Origin of the sequence: Runella sp. MFBS21 (genome assembly GCF_029433105.1) — a bacterium.
Lineage (GTDB): Bacteria > Bacteroidota > Bacteroidia > Cytophagales > Spirosomataceae > Runella.
Genome location: NZ_JARNTW010000003.1, coordinates 59,182 through 76,994, shown reverse-complemented (window position 1 = coordinate 76,994; position 17,813 = coordinate 59,182). Strand labels below are relative to the sequence as shown.

Here is a 17,813-nt window from a genome sequence, read left to right as displayed (position 1 = left end):
GGCTACTTAAAAATCAATTTGATAACTCAACACTGGCACAAAACCGTTTCCTGCGCGGCGAGCTTCGAGGGTATTGGTTGCGACGTTGTAGCTGGTGCTGGTATAATTGATGTAATTCGCCGCATTCTGCACGTCGAGCGAAAGCACCGTTGCGTACTTCTTGCGATTGGAACGGTACGACACCCGCCCGTCAACGCGGAAATAAGCAGGTGCTTGGGCGGCATAATCTGCCCCTGCAAGTGGGACAAAACGCTTCTCTTTGGCCGAGGCCACCGCATCAATCGGGGTATATCGGTACCCGCCATTGTACATCGAACGAGCGCCTAGTTGGAAAACCGAACCGTTTTTAAACGTAAACTCCCGTCCAAAAGTCAGCGCAGTGCTAAATCGGTCGTTGAAAGCCGAATTATAGGTTTTCCCGTCGGCGGTTTGGTACGTTGAGTTAAACAACGAACCTGTGATAAGTAAGTAGTATTTTTTGGAGAAAAAGCGCTCAACCGACATATCTATACCGTAGTTTTTTCCTTTGCCTTTCGCCACGGTTGTAAACTCAGGAAAGCCATCGGAGCCATTAAGCATCCAATAAGCCGCCCCTGCTCTAGGCTCTACAAGGACTTTGCGCAATAGTTGTAGATACACTTCGGTCGAAAACTTCCACAAGCTTGGGGTGATGTAGTTGTAGCTCAAAATCAGGTGATGTGACCTTGGGAAAGCCGCGTTTTGGTTGGGATAGGACTCCACAATTTTACCAGAAATAGTGTCTTTTTTGAGGTAAAAATAGGTACTCATTGGCAACAATTGGCTGTGAAGCCCATACGCCAAACTCACCGTGTGGGCCTTGGGCGAACGGTATTGAAACGACAAGCGTGGCTCCAAAGAAGTTGTATTATTTAATGCCAAGTACATCGAATGTAAGCCAGCATTCATCACCAATCGGTCGGTCAGGTTTCGTACAATTTGCGCATACGCTTGCACTGTTTGGGTCGTTCCTTTGCCATTGACCGACTGCTGACGCCCCGCGTTGATGACATTAATATCGGTCACAGAAGCGCGTGGAGCGGTTTCTTTAAAAAACGAAAACTGAATATGATTCGCAATCAGTCCTGCCTTTAGGCGCGTTTTGGCATCAAATTTATAATTGTAAGCGGCAGTGGCGGCCAGCCGAAACTCATCGTACTGTTGGGTATCGTACCGAAACCGTACATCTTGCAAATTGAGCGTATCTGAGTTGCGCTTAATGCCACTTCCAATCACCGCTACTACGTATTTTATCGACGATTTCTCGCTGAGATTGGCCGTATGCGTCACGCCCAACGCTCCCATGTTGGCAGGTCGTACGCGGTCTTCCCAATTATCGGCTTTGCCCACTGTGCGTTTTTCGGCGGGCTCTACGGGCATATAATGTTCTTCACTGAGCCCTCCCAACCCGAAAACTGTCGTGGTGCGTTTACCATCTTTACTATGAAAAGCCAAATTGAAGGATAAATCTTGAAAAAGGTTAGTGACACGTTCGCCCACTAAATAAAAACCCATTTGGCTCAACAGCCCCAATGTCGAATAACGGTAATTAATAAGGTACGACGAACGTCCTTTTTTAATGGCTCCTTCGGTCGAGAAATCGAGTCCTAGCACCCCTATTTTGGCGCGATATTCTCGTTTTTGTAGGTTTCCTTCCCGAAAACGAATATCAAAAGCCCCCGACAAGGCATTGCCGTATTCGGCGGGCATTCCGCCCGTAAAGAAGTCAGAACGCCCGAGAAGTTGGGCACTAAAGACCGAAATCCCCCCGCCTCCCGAACCAGGCTGGGCAAAGTGATTGGGATTGGGAATGTCGATACCTTCCAAACGCCACAAAATGCCAAAAGGAGAATTGCCCCGTACAATGATTTTATTCTCGTTTTCGTCACGCCCTGCTTTTACGCCTGGGTACGCCAAGGCCATCCGACCAGGGTCATTGACCGATGCGGGAATCCGCTCGGTTTCTTCCACCGTAAACGAACGCGCACTGACATACGCAAGGTCGTTGACGGGCCGACTGAGGTTTTGCGCCGACACAACTTTTACCTCTTGTAAATTGTACAGATTTTCTTTCAATTCGATGTTCAGTACCACCTCCCGTACTGAGTTGAGAATAAACTCTTCCGTTGTAAAATCCTCATAACCAACCATCGAACACTTCACCGACGTACGGCCGATGCGCACATTAGACAGTACAAATTCCCCCAAGGTGTTGGTTTGGGTTCCCTGCGTCGTCCCTACTACCACCACCGATACACCCACCATCGGTTGCCGATTGACGCGGTCAATCACTCGTCCACGTACGGTTTGGGTTTTGGTCTGCGCCATAGTACCAAAACAGTGGCTCAGTATGAACAAGCAAGTTAGAAGATAGTGGTTTCGCATAGGGTTTAGGGAAATAAGGATACGGCGACAAATTATAGTTTTTGTCGAAATACTACAAAAATAATTTTCCCAAAGGCTCCGAAAGGCTTAAGATGGGTTCGAATGGTGCTTTGAACTATTAATTTTGAAAAACGTAGTATTTCCTTGACAGGGTAAATTCAGGTCTTCTTCGGCTTCCAATAAACAAAAGGAAAAAATCCAAAATACAATTTAAACTCAAAAATGTCGGCATCAACCGTAGGATTGGCCTCTTTTACGGCTTCTATAAATCTAGCAAAGCTATCTTCCATTGTAGGTGGAAGAACTCGAACAGACATAGGCTTGTCGGATAGGTAAGTTATTTCCCAATAATGAATGTTTTTATTGGCCAGAGAAGTTAGCTTGATTGACTGAATAGAAGAAAGTAGAACAGCAGGCTTATTCTTAGGTGGATAGAAAAATTGAGCATCAAAACGGATGGGTTTATAAAAAAAGCCTTGTCTGTATAACAAGCAAAATACAATCAAAGGGATGAAATAGGCTAAGTTTTTGATTGTCCATATATTTCTAGCTAAATAAATTTCAATAAAAGTATACACCAACATAAACATAGCTATAATACTAAAAAGCTTTTTAAAATGCGGAGGATAATTATCCATTTAGTATTGATGTTTTTATAGGGCAAATTTTTTTATACTTTGAAATGTCTATTTTTTCGAATAATTATAGATATTTTTTTAGTATTTTTTATTCATGAAAAGTTATATAAAAAAATAAAACTACCAATAAATGAACAAAATATTTGGAAAACTGAGGAAACTGCAAAAACATACAAAGGTTCTATGAAATCCTTTTTCGTGCTTAGTAATTGTACTAAAAGGCTAATCAAAGCTATACCTAATGAAAGTGATATTCTCAAAAGTGCAAAACCTACAAATCGTTTAAATGCTAGGACGATAATACCCTCTGCTTTAATTAGATTTTGTATGGATTCGTGAGAGCCGAGAAAAAATACACTAGACCAAAAACATATAAATGCTCCACTGATCGATATGAAAATCATATAAAAAGAATCGCAGAGTATATTAATATATTTGTTCATTTGTCAGTTATATTTAAAAGAATTGAACAATTTTAGTAGTTGCCATTTTGCTTTAAAAATGTCAATCTCTAAATAATTAAACAGATAAATATTATAAACATCCCTTGTAACAATACAAGCTTTAAAAATATTTGTTTAAATATTGTCCAATTTTTGCTAATTTTATAATAAATTAATAATGGAATAATAGATAAGATAAGATTTGGAAAAAGAAAAATTAATAAAATAGAAATAATAAACTCATTTGTCGAATTAGTTTCTATCACCCAGTTAAAAAGAACAAAATAAATGATGAGACAAAGAATACTACTTAAAATAATATAAATATCAACTAAAGCCTTTTTGTACATCTTAAATTGTGTCAATGGTTTAAATTAAGGCTAGTACTCCTACGATTTATCTCCGCTTGAATGCCTTTTTTGAGTAAAGATAGTTTATTCATGGGCGATAAGTTCGGTATTGCTCATTTCAACAAAGTTACAATAGCTAAACATTTATAATATTTGTTGAAAGTTTTTGCGGAATAAATCTAATAATTGCCTATTCTTTATGTTGCCCGTAGAAATGAGAAGGAGTTGTTTGGGGGATTGGTGAATTAAAAAACTATCGTAAAAATCTGAATCTTTGGTAATTACTATTCGGCCTTGTTGGTCGGCTACTTTTCTAATTTCGGTATCACCTGTTTCATCTTTAAAAGGCAAATCTTCGGTATGAATTGTATCAAAGCCTTTTTCTTTTATCCAAGTGGCTAATAAAAACGGTAATTGAGCATCTACTAAAAACTTCATACAAGTACTTTTTGGATGCTTTTTACTTTAGAAAGCCTTGCTGCGTAGGCTAAACAGGCCAAAATGTCGTCGTTTTCGAGGGTGGGATAATCTTCTAAAATTTCTTGATGAGTGCTTCCTGCCGAGAGCAAGTCCAAAATAAGCTCGACGGGATAACGTTTGTTGCGAATGGTGGGCTTGCCGTGGCAAATATTGGGGTTGAGGGTGATACGTTCTAATAAAGTGTTCATGGTATGTAGTTTTTTAGCAAATATAACGATTCTGGACATCACACAGGAAAATTTTATGGACTACTCCTACCACCGGATTTATGGAATGTGCCCTCTATCTTTATACGAAATCGTGTATGTATTGAGTAAGAGTTTTTACCCCAATTAACGATTTCCCTCTCTACGATTTATTTCCGCTTGAATGCCTTTTTGTTTTTTTGAATAGTTGGAAGCAATAAGCAGGGCCGCAATCAAGAAAACAAAGGTAAGAATACCGCCCTTATGCGTAGCCGACCACACCGCAAGACCCACAAGAAAGCCGATTATCACGGCCATAGTGATTTTTTGGGATTTCAATTTGTGCTCTTCTGACTTTAGTTCTTCTAATGTCATTTTTGAGTAATCTCTGGTATTTAGCATTGGTTTGGAGGTATTTGATGAATCGATAACCTGTATTTTCTTAAAAACATTACCTTATATTTAGCCATATGATAAACCATTTCAGGTTCAAAAACTACTTGAAACTCTATTTGAAGCACAAAGGTCTTGCTGGATTATTAATCGCTTTTTTAGTACATCGGGTTTACGCTCTTTGGTGTGCTGCACATCATCGGATAGTTCTTCCAAAGAAACAGCCGTAATACGTAGTACATTTTGAATGATACTTGATATTAGGGCTACTATATTCTCTTTGAAGATTGTGTCTTATTGATTGGCTTTTGTGTTGCTTCATATAGCAAAACCACATAGAGTCGGTATTTTTGAAAGCAAAAACTTGAACATAGTGGCCGGTGAGACACGAGGCTATGGTTTTATAGACCTCGAATTAGCACAAGCTGCTAAACTGACGTGCTTGAATCTTTTCCCCGCCTGCTAGACTAGAACTTAGGTGAATAATTTGTCTTCAGAAACCCTCCCACACGATGCGGGCTAAACCTGAATAGCTTGCAAAGCTTCTGCGGCTTCTATTTGCGCCCTGACTTGGGCATCTGATAGATTATCATCAGAAATCTTTTTTAACTCATCGGCTGAAAGCCCTACTTTGTCGCTTGCCAATTCAGTTAATTTTTTGATAATTTTTTCATCATAGACTTTGGCTTCTTTGAAGAACCAAGCAGCGTCGTAGGCTACCCAGCCTACGGGGTCACTTAATTTCTCATACATCATCTGATTGACTTTTGGCACGTCAAAAATTTGCTTTCTTCTGAGTGCAATGATAACCACACGCCGTACATAAAGGCTTTTGTGATTGGCATACTTTTCGTTAACCAATGTGTCAATCACAGCCTGATTGTCAGGGTATTCAACAAAGCTGTTAGCCAATTGAAACATTTCGACTGGCATGATTGTCTGTTTGTTGCCTAACGCATCAAGCTGACTTGTTAATGGCGAAAGCGGGTTTTTATCACCTCCCCCAAAGAGGTTTTTCCAAAATGACATATTTGCAGATTTTTTTAAGTTAAGTTCTCTAATTTATAATACCCTAGACTTGACTAAATATGACTTCTTATGAAGATTAAATTCCTATAAATCAAGATTTTGGCATTAGGTTTAAGGTGGTATATTATTGAAGTCATTAAAGGAGTAACAAAATCTAGGTTTGGACCATAGTAATTCCTAGCAAGGCTCATGTTATCTTAGGCGACAAGGACTTTATTCTTTTTAAGAAAAAGCTCTGATCTAGCTATTCAAGCTATATAATCAAACTTGAAAGCCCTAATTTGATTGACATCCTTTTAAGATGTTTCCCCACTTTGATATAAAAATTTTCTTCCCTCCTATTTCTACTTCTGCTTTTCCTTGGAAGAAATCATCAACGCTATCAAATTTAGGGACAATTAATAATTTTCCTTGCCTATCGATGAATCCCCATTTTCCATTTACTTTTACGGCTAACATTCCCCAATCATAAATTTTTCTTATTTCTTCATATTTAACATTAGTAATATGCTTACCTGTTTTATCAATTACTTTGTTATAATCCGCTTCAGTATCATAGACTATCGCTCTGCCTTGTTCAAATTTTTCACCGCTCGAATACTTAAAAGGAATAATTGTTTCACCTTTCTCATTTATGTATCCATATAATCCGTCACTGTTTTCTACAGAAGCTAGCCCTTCAGAAAAATCTTTAGAGTATAATCCATAATTAAAGGGTATAACAAGGTTTCCTTTTAAGTCATAGTAACCAACTTTATTGTTTTTCTTGGCTTTTATAAGACTCGGGAATTTACTGTAAAAAAAATTTTTGTCATGTATCACAGGAATTATTTCTTTTCCTAGCGTATCTACAAAACCCCATTTGCCATTCAAACTTACTTCACTTAACCCATCTAAAAAATGCCCAACAAAATCATATTCGTTATTATTTATTCTTTTTCCTTGTAAGTTGAAAAACAAGCTTTTCCCTCCTATTTTTCCTATAATAATTTTATCTATAATAGGTAAGCTTTCTAAAGAAACAGGTAATATTTCTACTCCATTTTTGTCGAAAATGCCGAATTTTTTATCTAATTCAACTAATACAAGATTTTGCCCATCAATAATATTAACTCTACTATATTTGTATGGTATGATAACCTTTTTTACGACTGCTGAATTAGGCCCAGTAGTTATTTTTACAACTCCCTCCTTCCCATTTTGAGTTTCAGCTACTATCTGACTGATATTATTGGATATTTCTGATACAGAAGGAGGAATTGATGTGTCTATCAAATCTAGAGTTTCTATTTGCCCATTTGAGTTAAGTAACTGATTTTTTAATTTAAATCGCTGGTGTCGGACTCCACACATCGAACTACTAACGATTTCATCAGTGTTATCAAAATTGCCAATTGTGCTACCGTCTTTTTCTATTGCTCCCCAATGATAATTATTATCTTTTACCCAAGTCCACCCCTCTTCAAAGCAAGTAGCAGCTGTATAAATTGAAGGAATTATATTTTGTGCCTGTTGATCAATATATCCCCATTTGGAGTCTTTTTGTACTGCGGCTAATTTCTCTGAAAAAAAATAGGCACTTTCAAAAATAGGTTTAATAATAACCTTTCCCTGTGTATTAATATAACCAAACTTGTTGCCAATTTTAACTACAGCAAGACCTTCCCAAAAATTTTGAGCCGCCTCAAATTGAGGAGCAATAACTTCATATCCAGATTTATTAATGAAGCCAACTTTTCCATCCTTGGTTACAGCTGCTAAGCCCGAATTAAAATAAAGTGCGTTGGTATAGATTGGAGGGGTGATTACTTTACCTGTTGTATCCACCACCCCAAGTTTACCCGCTTTTTCATAAAAAGTTACTCCTTCTAATACAGGTTTAATTATTTTAAATGATGCCAATGCTGGGTACTTTTTCTGTGCTCGAAGTTGAAAAATGGAAGATATAAACCCAATGCAAATGAAGTATACGATACGAGTAAACATAAATTTAAAATGTATTTTTTAAGTTATATTAAGTTAGAGGTTGATGCAGGTTTGTATAAAAAGGCCACAAAATAGCTAAAATTAGCCAACAATTAAAGTCATCATGGTAGAGATGTACCAAAAATGAAGAAATTTTTTATTACTTAAATGAATAGGTTTATAAGTATATGATATTTTATATATAAAAAAGTTATCAAGTGGTCAAAACCTGATTTTAGCCACAAAAAAAGTCCCGACATGCGTCGGGACTTTTACTTATAGATGAGACTCCTAAGAGTTACTTCACTTCTTCAAAATTCACAAACTCACCTTCGTTGCTCGCGCCTGATTTGGCTTGGCCTTGGCCTGCGTTGGGGTCTTGGGCACCACCAGCAGCAGCGGCGTCAGGGCCGGCAGCGTAGATTTCTTGTGAAGCGGCGTTCCATGCTTCGGTGATTTTGTTCATGGCGGCGTCGATAGCGGCTACGTTGCGGCTGCTATGTGCGGTGCGCAACTCTTCCAAAGCTCCTTCGATGCTTGATTTGCTGCCTGCCGAGAGTTTGTCACCGTACTCTTTGAGTTGTTTTTCGGTGCTGAAAATCATCGAGTCAGCCGCATTTACTTTTTCGATTTCCTCACGAGCGGCTTTGTCAGCAGCTTCGTTGGCTTTGGCTTCTTCGCGCATCCGTTGGATTTCGGCATCTGACAATCCGCTAGAGGCTTCGATGCGGATTTTTTGCTCTTTGCCAGTGCCTTTATCTTTAGCGGTTACGTTCAAGATACCGTTGGCATCCACGTCAAAAGTTACTTCGATTTGTGGAATACCGCGTGGGGCTGGTGGAATACCGTCGAGGTGGAAACGACCAAGGGTACGGTTTTGAGTAGCCATTGGGCGTTCGCCTTGCAATACGTGCAATTCTACCGAAGGTTGATTGTCAGAGGCAGTTGAGAAAGTCTCTGATTTTTTGGTAGGAATGGTAGTGTTGGCTTCGATGAGTTTGGTAAACACGCCACCGAGGGTTTCGATACCCAACGACAACGGAATCACGTCGAGCAAGAGTACGTCTTTTACTTCACCTGTCAATACACCTCCTTGGATAGCTGCCCCGATAGCCACCGCTTCGTCAGGGTTAACACTCTTAGAAGGCTTGCGGTTGAAGAATTTCTCCACTTCTTCTTGTACACGTGGGATACGAGTCGAACCACCCACCAGAATCACTTCGTCGATATCCGAAATACGTAGACCAGAGTTGGTCATGGCGCGTTTGCAAGGCTCCATCATGCGTTGGAACAGGCGGTCGGCCAATTGCTCAAACTTCGCTTTGCTCAACGAGCGTACCAAGTGTTTTGGAATACCGTTGACGGGGAAGATATATGGCAAGTTGATTTCTGATTGTGAAGAGCTAGAAAGCTCGATTTTAGCTTTTTCGGCAGCTTCTTTCAAGCGTTGGAGTGCCATTGCATCCTGACGCAAGTCGATGCCTTCGTCTTTTTTGAACTCATCGGCAAGCCAGTCGATAATCACCTGGTCGAAGTCATCACCACCAAGGTGTGTGTCACCGTCGGTCGATTTTACTTCAAATACGCCGTCGCCCAATTCAAGGATAGATACGTCGAAAGTACCACCACCTAAGTCAAAAACGGCGATTTTTACGTCTTTACCTTGTTTGTCGAGACCATATGCCAAGGCAGCGGCAGTAGGCTCATTGATGATACGTTTTACGTCAAGACCCGCGATGATACCCGCTTCTTTGGTGGCTTGGCGCTCAGCGTCGTTGAAGTAAGCGGGAACCGTGATAACGGCTTCTGTTACGGTTTGTCCCAAATAATCTTCGGCAGTTTGCTTCATTTTGGTCAAAATGTGCGCCGAGATTTGTTGGGGAGTATAGAGTTGGTCACCTATACGAACGCGTGGGGTGTTGTTAGGGCCTTGTTCTACGTTGTAAGCCACGGTTTTGATTTCGCTGCCTACTTCGGTGAAGCGTTTTCCCATAAAACGCTTAATCGATGATATAGTATTAGAGGGGTTGGTAATGGCCTGACGCTTAGCAGGAGCACCTACTTTGCGCTCGCCGTTACCATTGTCCATAAACGCCACTACAGAGGGGGTGGTACGCGCGCCCTCGCTGTTGGCGATTACGACGGGTTCGTTACCTTCCATAACAGCCACGCACGAGTTGGTAGTACCTAAGTCAATTCCAATTATTTTTCCCATGTCTTTCTTAAATTATTAATTGAATGATAAATGATTGAGTGATTTGGTTGTTTGCTCAATCTGTACGTGTTGTTTTTACACAACGAACGTGCCAGCTCTAAAAACTGTCCTTAAAAATGACAATTTGGCAGAATGAAGTTTTGATGGTTTTTTTAAAAAAATGCCGAATCACTGTTTCCATAAGGCGGTCAAAAAGCGACTAACACATCATAGAAGTTAGACTTTACCCTTTTTCAACCATGAAAACTCTATTTTTTGTGATGTTTATTGTAGGGCTAGGTAATGTATACGGACAACACACTCGTGTACATACCTACCCAACTCGGGGATTTTGGACTACAGAATCAAGCCCCGCCGCACGTGATACTACTTTTGTCAGATTTTACAATGAAAAACACGTTTTGGTATATGAAGAAGCCGTGCCCAAACTGCTCAATATCAAACGCCGCAGCGTGAAAAAACGGCTGACAGCTACTTTAGCAAAACTCTTGAATGAACAGAAAGAAATAGAAGCGTTGCGCCAGAAGAAGCAGCTTATTGCGGTGCTGTTGGGGAAATGAGACATTCCAAGTTCCCTTCACTTAGAATGTCTATTGATGTAAAAAAAAACTGCTCTCACTTGATTTTGACTTTGGTAGCGCCGTAGCCAAATTTCTCTTTTTGAGCGTCTTGATAAAACTGTACGTTTTTGTGCTTGCCAAGTCGGCGATGGATTTCGGTTCGCAATACGCCGTTGCCTACGCCGTGGATAAACGTAATCTCGTCCATGCCGCTGGCAATGGCTTTTTCGAGTTGCTGTTCAAATGTTTTGAGTTGAATATCAATCATTTGAGCGTTGTTTAGCGCCAAAAAATCACGGGTGAGCTTTTCGATGTGTAAGTCTATCACCGCCGCAGGGCGCTCTACTTTCACAGGTATAGCTGGCTCTGGTTCGTTTTTTTCAAACATCTTTTCTTTCAATGTTTGGGCATTGACGGGCTGTTCGATTTTTTCGTCGGCATCGAGCTGATACAAGTAGGCGTCTTTGTCGTGCAACGGGGCTTTACGTTTGTTTTTGAAAAAAGTATTGGCTCTGAATTTCACACGTTTGTTGAGCGGGGCGCGTTCGGGCGAAAACCCTACCGTATAATACAGGCAGTTGAACACAAACGTGCCCCAATCGTCAAAATCCTTGATAAGTAAGTCTTGGACTTTTACGCTGCTTTTGGCCTTGAGTACCCCACCCGATAGACCACGCTGATGACGTTCGCTAGGCTGCGTGAGTGCATACGGCAAATCCCAGTCGGTGTTGTTGACAAGATGCAGGGCGATTTCGCGGTCGTTGAGCGGAATAAAAGCCATAAAAATGCCTTTTTCGGCGCGGATACCGCTGGGTCTGCTTTCGGCTGACTTTTCGGCAGTTTGACTGCCTTTTTGTCCGCGAAAAAATTGTCCTTCTACCGACGACACCACCGCAAGCTCTCTTTTGAGGACTGGCAAACGGAAACCTTCTTCAATTTCAATCTCAACCACATCGTTTTGTAAAAAACGAGTGATAATTCCTTCTTCTTTCGAATGAACCAATCTGACTTTATCTCCTATATTCATGAGTGACGTGTAGAATTAAATAAATTTGAAAATGTGCAAATTTGAAAATTGGGGCGTTGAGTGTCTTTATTTAAGTCGCAAGGTTCCTTCCTTTTCATAGATAACGACTTCATCTTCCAATAGTTCCCTGATGGCTTCGATGGCGCTTTGTTCGTTTTTGATTCCAAAGGTTGCAATGAGTTGTTGGGGAGTAAGCGGACTCAGCCCTAAAAGACGTAGGATTTCGCTGCGGAGCTTTTGGTGTTCGGGGGCAGGCATTCCTTTTTTCTTTTTGGCAAGGCAGTTGTCGCAGATACCGCAGGTTTGAGAGGTCTCTTCCCCAAAGTACTGTTGGAGCAATTGTGTACGGCAGCGGGTAGTGTGCTGCACGTAGTTGCTGACGGCTTCGATGCGACTATAATCCGTTTTTTGTTTTTCTTCAATTGCCAACGCATTGATAGGCATTTGGTTGGCATCGTAGCGAGGAGTTGTAAACGAAAACTGTGGCTTGTCGCGTTGTTTGTCATACACCAAAATCCCTTTGTCGTGCAAGCCTTGCAAGAGCGCAATTATTTCGGGTTCCATGCTGTAGTGTTTTTGTCCGATGGCCGTTTCGGAAATATACACAAACTGCGTAAATACTTCACCCCCGTACATTCGGAGCAGAAGTTTGATAAAACTATCGTACTGAGGGTATTTGAGTTGAAGCTCATAAAGCGCCCGATTATCGACGATGATGTGGATTTTGGAACTGCTGTTGTAGGCTTCGCTTAGTTGGATAAATCCTTCTTCTTCAAGGAGTTTTAGCGCAAAGTGTGTTTCAGAAATGGGTAATCCAAATGTTCCGGTAAAATCTTGTAAATCAAAATCGAAGTTTTCAAATTCGCCTCCTCCGACCGGAATTCGGTAATAATTGGCTAATGCCTGGTATACTCGTCTGACAAGTTCGATGGGTGGGTATTTTTGATCAACGGCCCGAATCAATTCATTCAAATCTTTGGACGAATAGAGCGCAACAGCATAGGCTTTTTGACCGTCGCGGCCTGCGCGGCCCGCTTCTTGATAGTAAGCTTCGAGGTTGTCGGGGAGGTCGATATGAATCACTACGCGTACGTCGGGTTTGTCGATACCCATCCCAAAAGCATTCGTAGCCACCATCACCCGCACGCGGTTGCGAATCCAAGCTTCTTGCTTATCGCTGCGCTGTTTGGTAGGAAGGCCAGCATGATAAAACTCCGACCGAATGCCTTGTCGATTGAGCCAATCGGCTACTTCTTTGGTACGGCGGCGATTGCGTACATAGATAATGGCACTGCCTGGCACATTTTGGAGGATTTTGAGAAGCCGTGCTTCTTTATTTTCTTCAAAAAAAGCAGAATAAGATAAGTTAGAACGCGCAAAAGTAGCCTGAAAAATAGCGGGTTGGCTCATTTCGAGCTTTTGACATATATCCATCTTTACTGGCTCGGTGGCCGAAGCCGTGAGGGCAATAAGGGGAACGTTGGGAATGAGTTTTCGAAACTCGGCAATCTGCAAGTAAGCAGGACGAAAATCATAGCCCCATTGCGAAATACAGTGGGCTTCGTCGATGGCCAGAAGACAGACCTTCATTTGTTTGACCCTCGCCAAAAAAATATCGGTGCGGAGCCGCTCGGGCGATACATACAAAAACTTGGTAGTGCCGTGGATGCAGTTGTCGAGTACGATGTCGATTTCGTGCCAATTCATGCCAGAGTAGATGGCGGCTGCCATGATTCGGCGGCGGCGGAGCTGCTCTACTTGGTCTTTCATGAGGGCAATGAGCGGCGTTACTACGATGCAAACGCCTTCCTGGGCCAAAGCCGGCACCTGAAAGCACAACGACTTTCCGCCTCCCGTGGGCAGCAAAGCCAAAGTATCTTGCCCCGCCAACACTGCTTCGATGATGTTTTGTTGTAAAGGCCGAAAAGTATCGTAATTCCAGTATTTCTTGAGAATGTCGTGAATCATGGACGCGTATCAAAATGGAGCGCAAAGTTAGTATAGTGCTGCGAAACAATTGGCCATGACATTATTAGAATAATAATATATTAAGCCCACTCCATCTCAAACAAATTCGCGAGATGCCCTTTGAGTTGTTGGGCTACTTCATCCATTGGCAGTTCGCGCCCCAATTCTTGTTGGAGGGAGGTAACGGCCTTGTCTGAAATCCCGCAAGGTACAATATGCCCAAAATAAGCTAAATCAGTGTTGACATTAAAGGCAAATCCGTGCATCGTAATCCATCGGCTACATTTTACGCCCAAGGCACATATTTTGCGGGGGTTTTGTTGGGTTTCAAAATCGAGCCAAACGCCCGTGAGTCCCTCAATACGCCCTGCTGAGAGGCCGTAGTCGGCACAAGTCAAAATGATAGCCTCTTCCAAGGTGCGCATGTAGCGGTGAATATCTGTAAAAAAATGTTCCAAATCTAAGATAGGATAGCCTACCAATTGCCCCGGCCCATGATAAGTAATATCTCCTCCTCGGTTGATTTTGTGGAAAGTAGCACCTACATCCTGGAGTTGGGTTTCGGTCAAAAGCAGATTTTCGAGATGACCACTTTTGCCTAAAGTATAGACGTGAGGGTGTTGACAAAAAAGTAGGTAATTGGCCGTACTCTTTTGAGAGTCAAGAGGTAATTGACGATTTTGGCTTTTAATCGCCACATTTTCGGCCAATAGTTTTTCTTGATAATCCCAAGCTTGCTGGTAATCAATCAATCCTAAATCTTCGAAATGTACTTTATGAGCGGTAAGTATGTTCATAGGAGTTCAAAAAAACAATGCAAAGGTAAGCTTTCGACTTACATTCTTCTGCACAATTATTTGGGGGATTAAGTTCCTTTCTAAGATTTAAGCGTCTAAAAGCAATAAATCTAAGGCAAAACAACGCTGTATTTTCTTGAGGATAATCAACTGTTTTAAAATTATATACTAAATCTTTAGATTTTATATACTTAAAATTTGAATAAAAATATGAAACCCCAAATTTGTATTTTACTTCCACATTTCAATGATTTAGAGGGCCTTCAAAAATCAATTGCGAGCATTGGAAATACGGAGAAGGTAGATGTACTAGTGGTAGATGACGGGAGTGATGAAAAGATAAATGAAGCTTTAGTCCGACAATCGAAAAATTTTCGAGGAGACATTTATTTTTTGTACTTGACTGTTAATCAGGGGATTTGTAAAGCTATTAATCATGGCCTCATTTGGATTCGACAGCAAGGGTACCTTTTTGTCGCAAGGTTGGATTGTGGTGATACTTGCGGAAAACAGCGATTTGAGAAGCAATGGGCTTTTTTGGTACAACATCCCAAAATAGGGTTGGTAGGTACATGGGGAGTGTATGTAGACAAAAAAGGCGAAGGACTTTTTGTATGTACACTGCCTACTAAAGATACCGAAATTCGCCAAAAAATATACTGGTCCTGTCCTTTTATGCATCCCTCTATCATGTTTCGAACACAAGTATTGGACAAGGTAAAAGGATACGACGAGCGTTTTAGAGTAGGGGAGGATTTAGCTTTTTACTTTCAAGTAATCAAACATTGGAAGGTGGCCAATTTACCTGAGTATCTCTTATTTTATGAGTTTGACGAAAAAAGCATATCATCTCACCGACGCAAGCAAGTACTTCTTGCGACTTTGACAACCTTAAAAGAACATTTTCGGTGGGGGATATTTCCCGTATTAGGTATTCTCAAAAATATACTAGCGCTTCGACTATCCCGCAAATGGATTTTTCGAAACCGTATGGTATTTAGGGATTTGACACAAATCAACATTGAGAATGCTAAAAAATGGCGTTTTTCAACGAAAAAATCAGCATTTTTGCCACCTAGTTAGTACCAAATATCCTTTTTATGATACTGATTGCAGACAGCGGCGCTACTAAGACTGATTGGCGCATCATTGATACCGACGGAAATATCCAACAGGCCAAAACGATTGGGCTGAGTCCCTACTACCAAACTTCTGAGTCTATCGCCCAAGAATTAACCCAACACTTGTTGCCGTCGGTGAGCGATATTGTCAACGAAATCTATTTTTATGGAACGGGTTGTGCCGGTGAAGAACCTTGCAATATCGTTCGTAGAGGTTTACAGGCTGTTTTTCCCTCGGCGTACACGATTGAAGTCGATAGCGATATGCTTGGAGCAGCTCGCGGATTGTGTGGGCATGAAGCGGGCATTGCGTGTATTTTGGGGACGGGTTCTAACAATTGCCTTTACGACGGTCACTCTATTGCTGACAAAATCCCTTCGCTTGGTTTTTGGCTAGGGGATGAAGGGAGCGGCGGCTATCTTGGGAAAAAAGTGGTAGTGGCTTTTTTACAAAAAGAAATGCCCGAAGAATTAGCCGAAAAATTTGCCAAACGTTATGGTCTTACTCGCGAGATTGTTTTAGAGAATGCCTATCAAAAGCCGTTTCCTAATCGTTATTTTGCAAGTTTCTCAAAATTTGTTTTCGATAATCGCTCCCAGCCTTTTACTTATCAATTGGCTTATGATGCCTTCCTCGAATTTTTAACCAAGTACGTTTGTAAGCTCCCTAATCACCAGCAATATAAAGTGCATTTTGTGGGTTCGGTGGCGTTTTATTACAACGACATTTTGCGCAGGGCTGCTGCCGAAAAAGGCATAACGATAGGACATGTTATGGAAACCCCAATTGCGGGACTTGCGCTTTATCATCGCCCTGTTGAAGATTAAATAACTGATGAAGCTGGGCATATTGGAGTAGCATGATGGTTTTACCATCTTTGATTTCACCCGTTTGTATCATCGAAAGAGCTTCTTGAAAAGGAATTTCTAAAACTTCAATGTTCTCGTTTTCATGTTCGGCGCCACCGCCTTCGTTCACTTTCATGGTTTTGTGGTATTCGGCTACAAAAAAATAAAGGATTTCGGTCACCGAACCAGGCGACATATAAGCTTCAAAAACTTTCTGAACGTCAGTTACTCGATAGCCCGTTTCTTCTTCCGTTTCCCGTCTGATACAATCTTCCGCATTATCTTTGTCCAGAAGACCAGCACAAGTTTCGATAAGCATTCCGGTAGGATTGCCATTTACGTAAGTCGGCATTCTAAATTGGCGAGTTAAGATGACTGTTTTTTGGGCTTTGTTGTAAAGTAAAATAGTAGAACCATTGCCACGGTCGTAGGCCTCTCGTGATTGGCGCGACCATTTACCTGATGGATTTTGATAGTCAAAAGTGATTTTTTTGAGGATATACCAGTTGTCGGAAAGTAGCTTTTCTTCAATGATTTTGACAGAAGAATTATTCATGATTATTATTTTTGAACGAATTTGATTGTTTTTGATTATTTTTGAACAAAATAAAGCAAATGAGATGAGTTATCAAAGTAGAAAACAAATCATTTTAAAAATACTGGAAGAAAAAGGAGAAGCCGAAGTAAAAGAATTGGCTCAACAGCTTGATACTTCGGAGATTACGGTAAGACGCGATTTGGGAACAATGGCAGCTGATGGGCTTCTTTTTCGCACGCATGGAGGGGCTATGAAGTTGAGTTTGGTAAATCAGCCCGTGAGCTTTGTCCAAAAATCAAACATGAATGCTTCTCAAAAGGAGCAGATATGTCGATTGGCGGCAGCCGAAATTCAAGAAGGGGATGTCATTTTTATGGATTGTGGTAGTACAGTTTTTAAGCTTTGTGATTTTATCAAGCACAAAAGAATAAAAGTCATTACTAATTCTCTTCCGGTAGTTTATGAATTAATGAATACGGAGATAGAAGTCAATTTGGTAGGTGGGGAAGTTGATAAACAACGGCAAGCGGTGCATGGAGCTGTGGCATTAGAGCATCTACACCGTTATCATGCCGACAAAGCTTTTGTGGGGGTAGGAGGGATTAGTGTTGCTAATGGTCTGAGTGCAGTAAGTGAAAAAGAGGCAGAAATGACTTTGGGTATGTCTCGACAGTCAAAAACAACTTACCTACTTTGTGACGCTTCAAAGTTAGAAACGACTAAATATTTACAATTTGCTTCTATCTCTTTGATTCAAGTATTAGTGACCGACGAAACCAAAGATACAATTTTGACACCCTATCGTGAAGTAGGTTTACGGGTTTTGAATTAACGCAATTAACGCAGGCAGGG

At 41.1% G+C, this 17,813-nt stretch carries 16 protein-coding genes; 4 read left to right on the top strand and 12 right to left on the bottom strand.

The window, feature by feature from the left end:
* Positions 1-6: 6 nt before the first annotated feature.
* The 8 genes from P1X15_RS07665 to dnaK form a co-directional block, all read right to left on the bottom strand.
* Positions 7-2,346 (bottom strand): TonB-dependent receptor, encoded by a 2,340-nt coding sequence (locus tag P1X15_RS07665; protein WP_277337561.1) that lies wholly within the window; start codon positions 2,344-2,346, stop codon positions 7-9.
* Between the two features lie 215 nt (positions 2,347-2,561).
* Positions 2,562-3,041, bottom strand: coding sequence for a hypothetical protein (locus tag P1X15_RS07660; RefSeq protein ID WP_277337560.1), 480 nt, complete (start codon positions 3,039-3,041; stop codon positions 2,562-2,564).
* Between the two features lie 937 nt (positions 3,042-3,978).
* The gene (locus P1X15_RS07655; RefSeq protein WP_277337559.1) at positions 3,979-4,272 is read right to left on the bottom strand and encodes a DUF5615 family PIN-like protein; all 294 of its coding nucleotides are present in this window, start codon (positions 4,270-4,272) and stop codon (positions 3,979-3,981) included.
* Entirely contained in the window at positions 4,269-4,502 is a 234-nt protein-coding gene (locus tag P1X15_RS07650) for a DUF433 domain-containing protein (RefSeq protein WP_277337558.1), read from the bottom strand. The genes P1X15_RS07655 and P1X15_RS07650 overlap by 4 nt, the downstream gene beginning before the upstream one ends.
* Positions 4,503-4,646: 144 nt before the next feature.
* Entirely contained in the window at positions 4,647-4,901 is a 255-nt protein-coding gene (locus tag P1X15_RS07645; RefSeq protein ID WP_277337557.1) for a hypothetical protein, read from the bottom strand.
* 510 nt (positions 4,902-5,411) lie between these two features.
* Positions 5,412-5,921 (bottom strand): hypothetical protein, encoded by a 510-nt coding sequence (locus P1X15_RS07640; protein ID WP_277337556.1) that lies wholly within the window; start codon positions 5,919-5,921, stop codon positions 5,412-5,414.
* A 276-nt stretch (positions 5,922-6,197) separates the two neighbouring features.
* Positions 6,198-7,907: a WG repeat-containing protein gene (locus P1X15_RS07635; protein ID WP_277337555.1), complete on the bottom strand. Its 1,710-nt coding sequence runs from the start codon at positions 7,905-7,907 to the stop codon at positions 6,198-6,200.
* Positions 7,908-8,184: 277 nt separating this feature from the next.
* Positions 8,185-10,101: a molecular chaperone DnaK gene (dnaK, locus tag P1X15_RS07630; RefSeq protein ID WP_277337554.1), complete on the bottom strand. Its 1,917-nt coding sequence runs from the start codon at positions 10,099-10,101 to the stop codon at positions 8,185-8,187.
* A gap of 239 nt (positions 10,102-10,340) precedes the next feature.
* Between dnaK and P1X15_RS07625 the strand changes: the two genes are divergently transcribed.
* Positions 10,341-10,661 carry a hypothetical protein gene (locus P1X15_RS07625; protein WP_277337553.1) on the top strand — a complete coding sequence of 107 codons (321 nt, stop codon included), beginning with the start codon at positions 10,341-10,343 and terminating at the stop codon, positions 10,659-10,661.
* A gap of 55 nt (positions 10,662-10,716) precedes the next feature.
* Here P1X15_RS07625 and P1X15_RS07620 read toward each other — a convergent pair whose 3' ends face one another.
* From P1X15_RS07620 to lipB, 3 genes are all read right to left on the bottom strand, one after another.
* Entirely contained in the window at positions 10,717-11,688 is a 972-nt protein-coding gene (locus P1X15_RS07620; RefSeq protein WP_277337552.1) for a Smr/MutS family protein, read from the bottom strand.
* 66 nt (positions 11,689-11,754) lie between these two features.
* Positions 11,755-13,656 carry an ATP-dependent DNA helicase RecQ gene (locus tag P1X15_RS07615; RefSeq protein WP_277337551.1) on the bottom strand — a complete coding sequence of 634 codons (1,902 nt, stop codon included), beginning with the start codon at positions 13,654-13,656 and terminating at the stop codon, positions 11,755-11,757.
* An 80-nt stretch (positions 13,657-13,736) separates the two neighbouring features.
* On the bottom strand, positions 13,737-14,453 hold the full coding sequence (lipB, locus tag P1X15_RS07610) for a lipoyl(octanoyl) transferase LipB (protein WP_277337550.1): 717 nt from the start codon (positions 14,451-14,453) through the stop codon (positions 13,737-13,739).
* 210 nt (positions 14,454-14,663) lie between these two features.
* Between lipB and P1X15_RS07605 the strand changes: the two genes are divergently transcribed.
* Complete coding sequence (locus tag P1X15_RS07605; protein WP_277337549.1) at positions 14,664-15,536, top strand: glycosyltransferase; 873 nt, start codon at positions 14,664-14,666, stop codon at positions 15,534-15,536.
* Between the two features lie 17 nt (positions 15,537-15,553).
* The gene (locus P1X15_RS07600) at positions 15,554-16,402 is read left to right on the top strand and encodes an N-acetylglucosamine kinase (protein WP_277337548.1); all 849 of its coding nucleotides are present in this window, start codon (positions 15,554-15,556) and stop codon (positions 16,400-16,402) included.
* On the opposite strand, the gene nudK is transcribed toward P1X15_RS07600, so the two are convergent.
* Positions 16,347-16,979 carry a GDP-mannose pyrophosphatase NudK gene (gene nudK / locus P1X15_RS07595; protein ID WP_277337547.1) on the bottom strand — a complete coding sequence of 211 codons (633 nt, stop codon included), beginning with the start codon at positions 16,977-16,979 and terminating at the stop codon, positions 16,347-16,349. The genes P1X15_RS07600 and nudK overlap by 56 nt on opposite strands.
* A gap of 64 nt (positions 16,980-17,043) precedes the next feature.
* Between nudK and P1X15_RS07590 the strand changes: the two genes are divergently transcribed.
* Positions 17,044-17,793: a DeoR/GlpR family DNA-binding transcription regulator gene (locus P1X15_RS07590; protein ID WP_277337546.1), complete on the top strand. Its 750-nt coding sequence runs from the start codon at positions 17,044-17,046 to the stop codon at positions 17,791-17,793.
* Positions 17,794-17,813 lie beyond the last annotated feature (20 nt).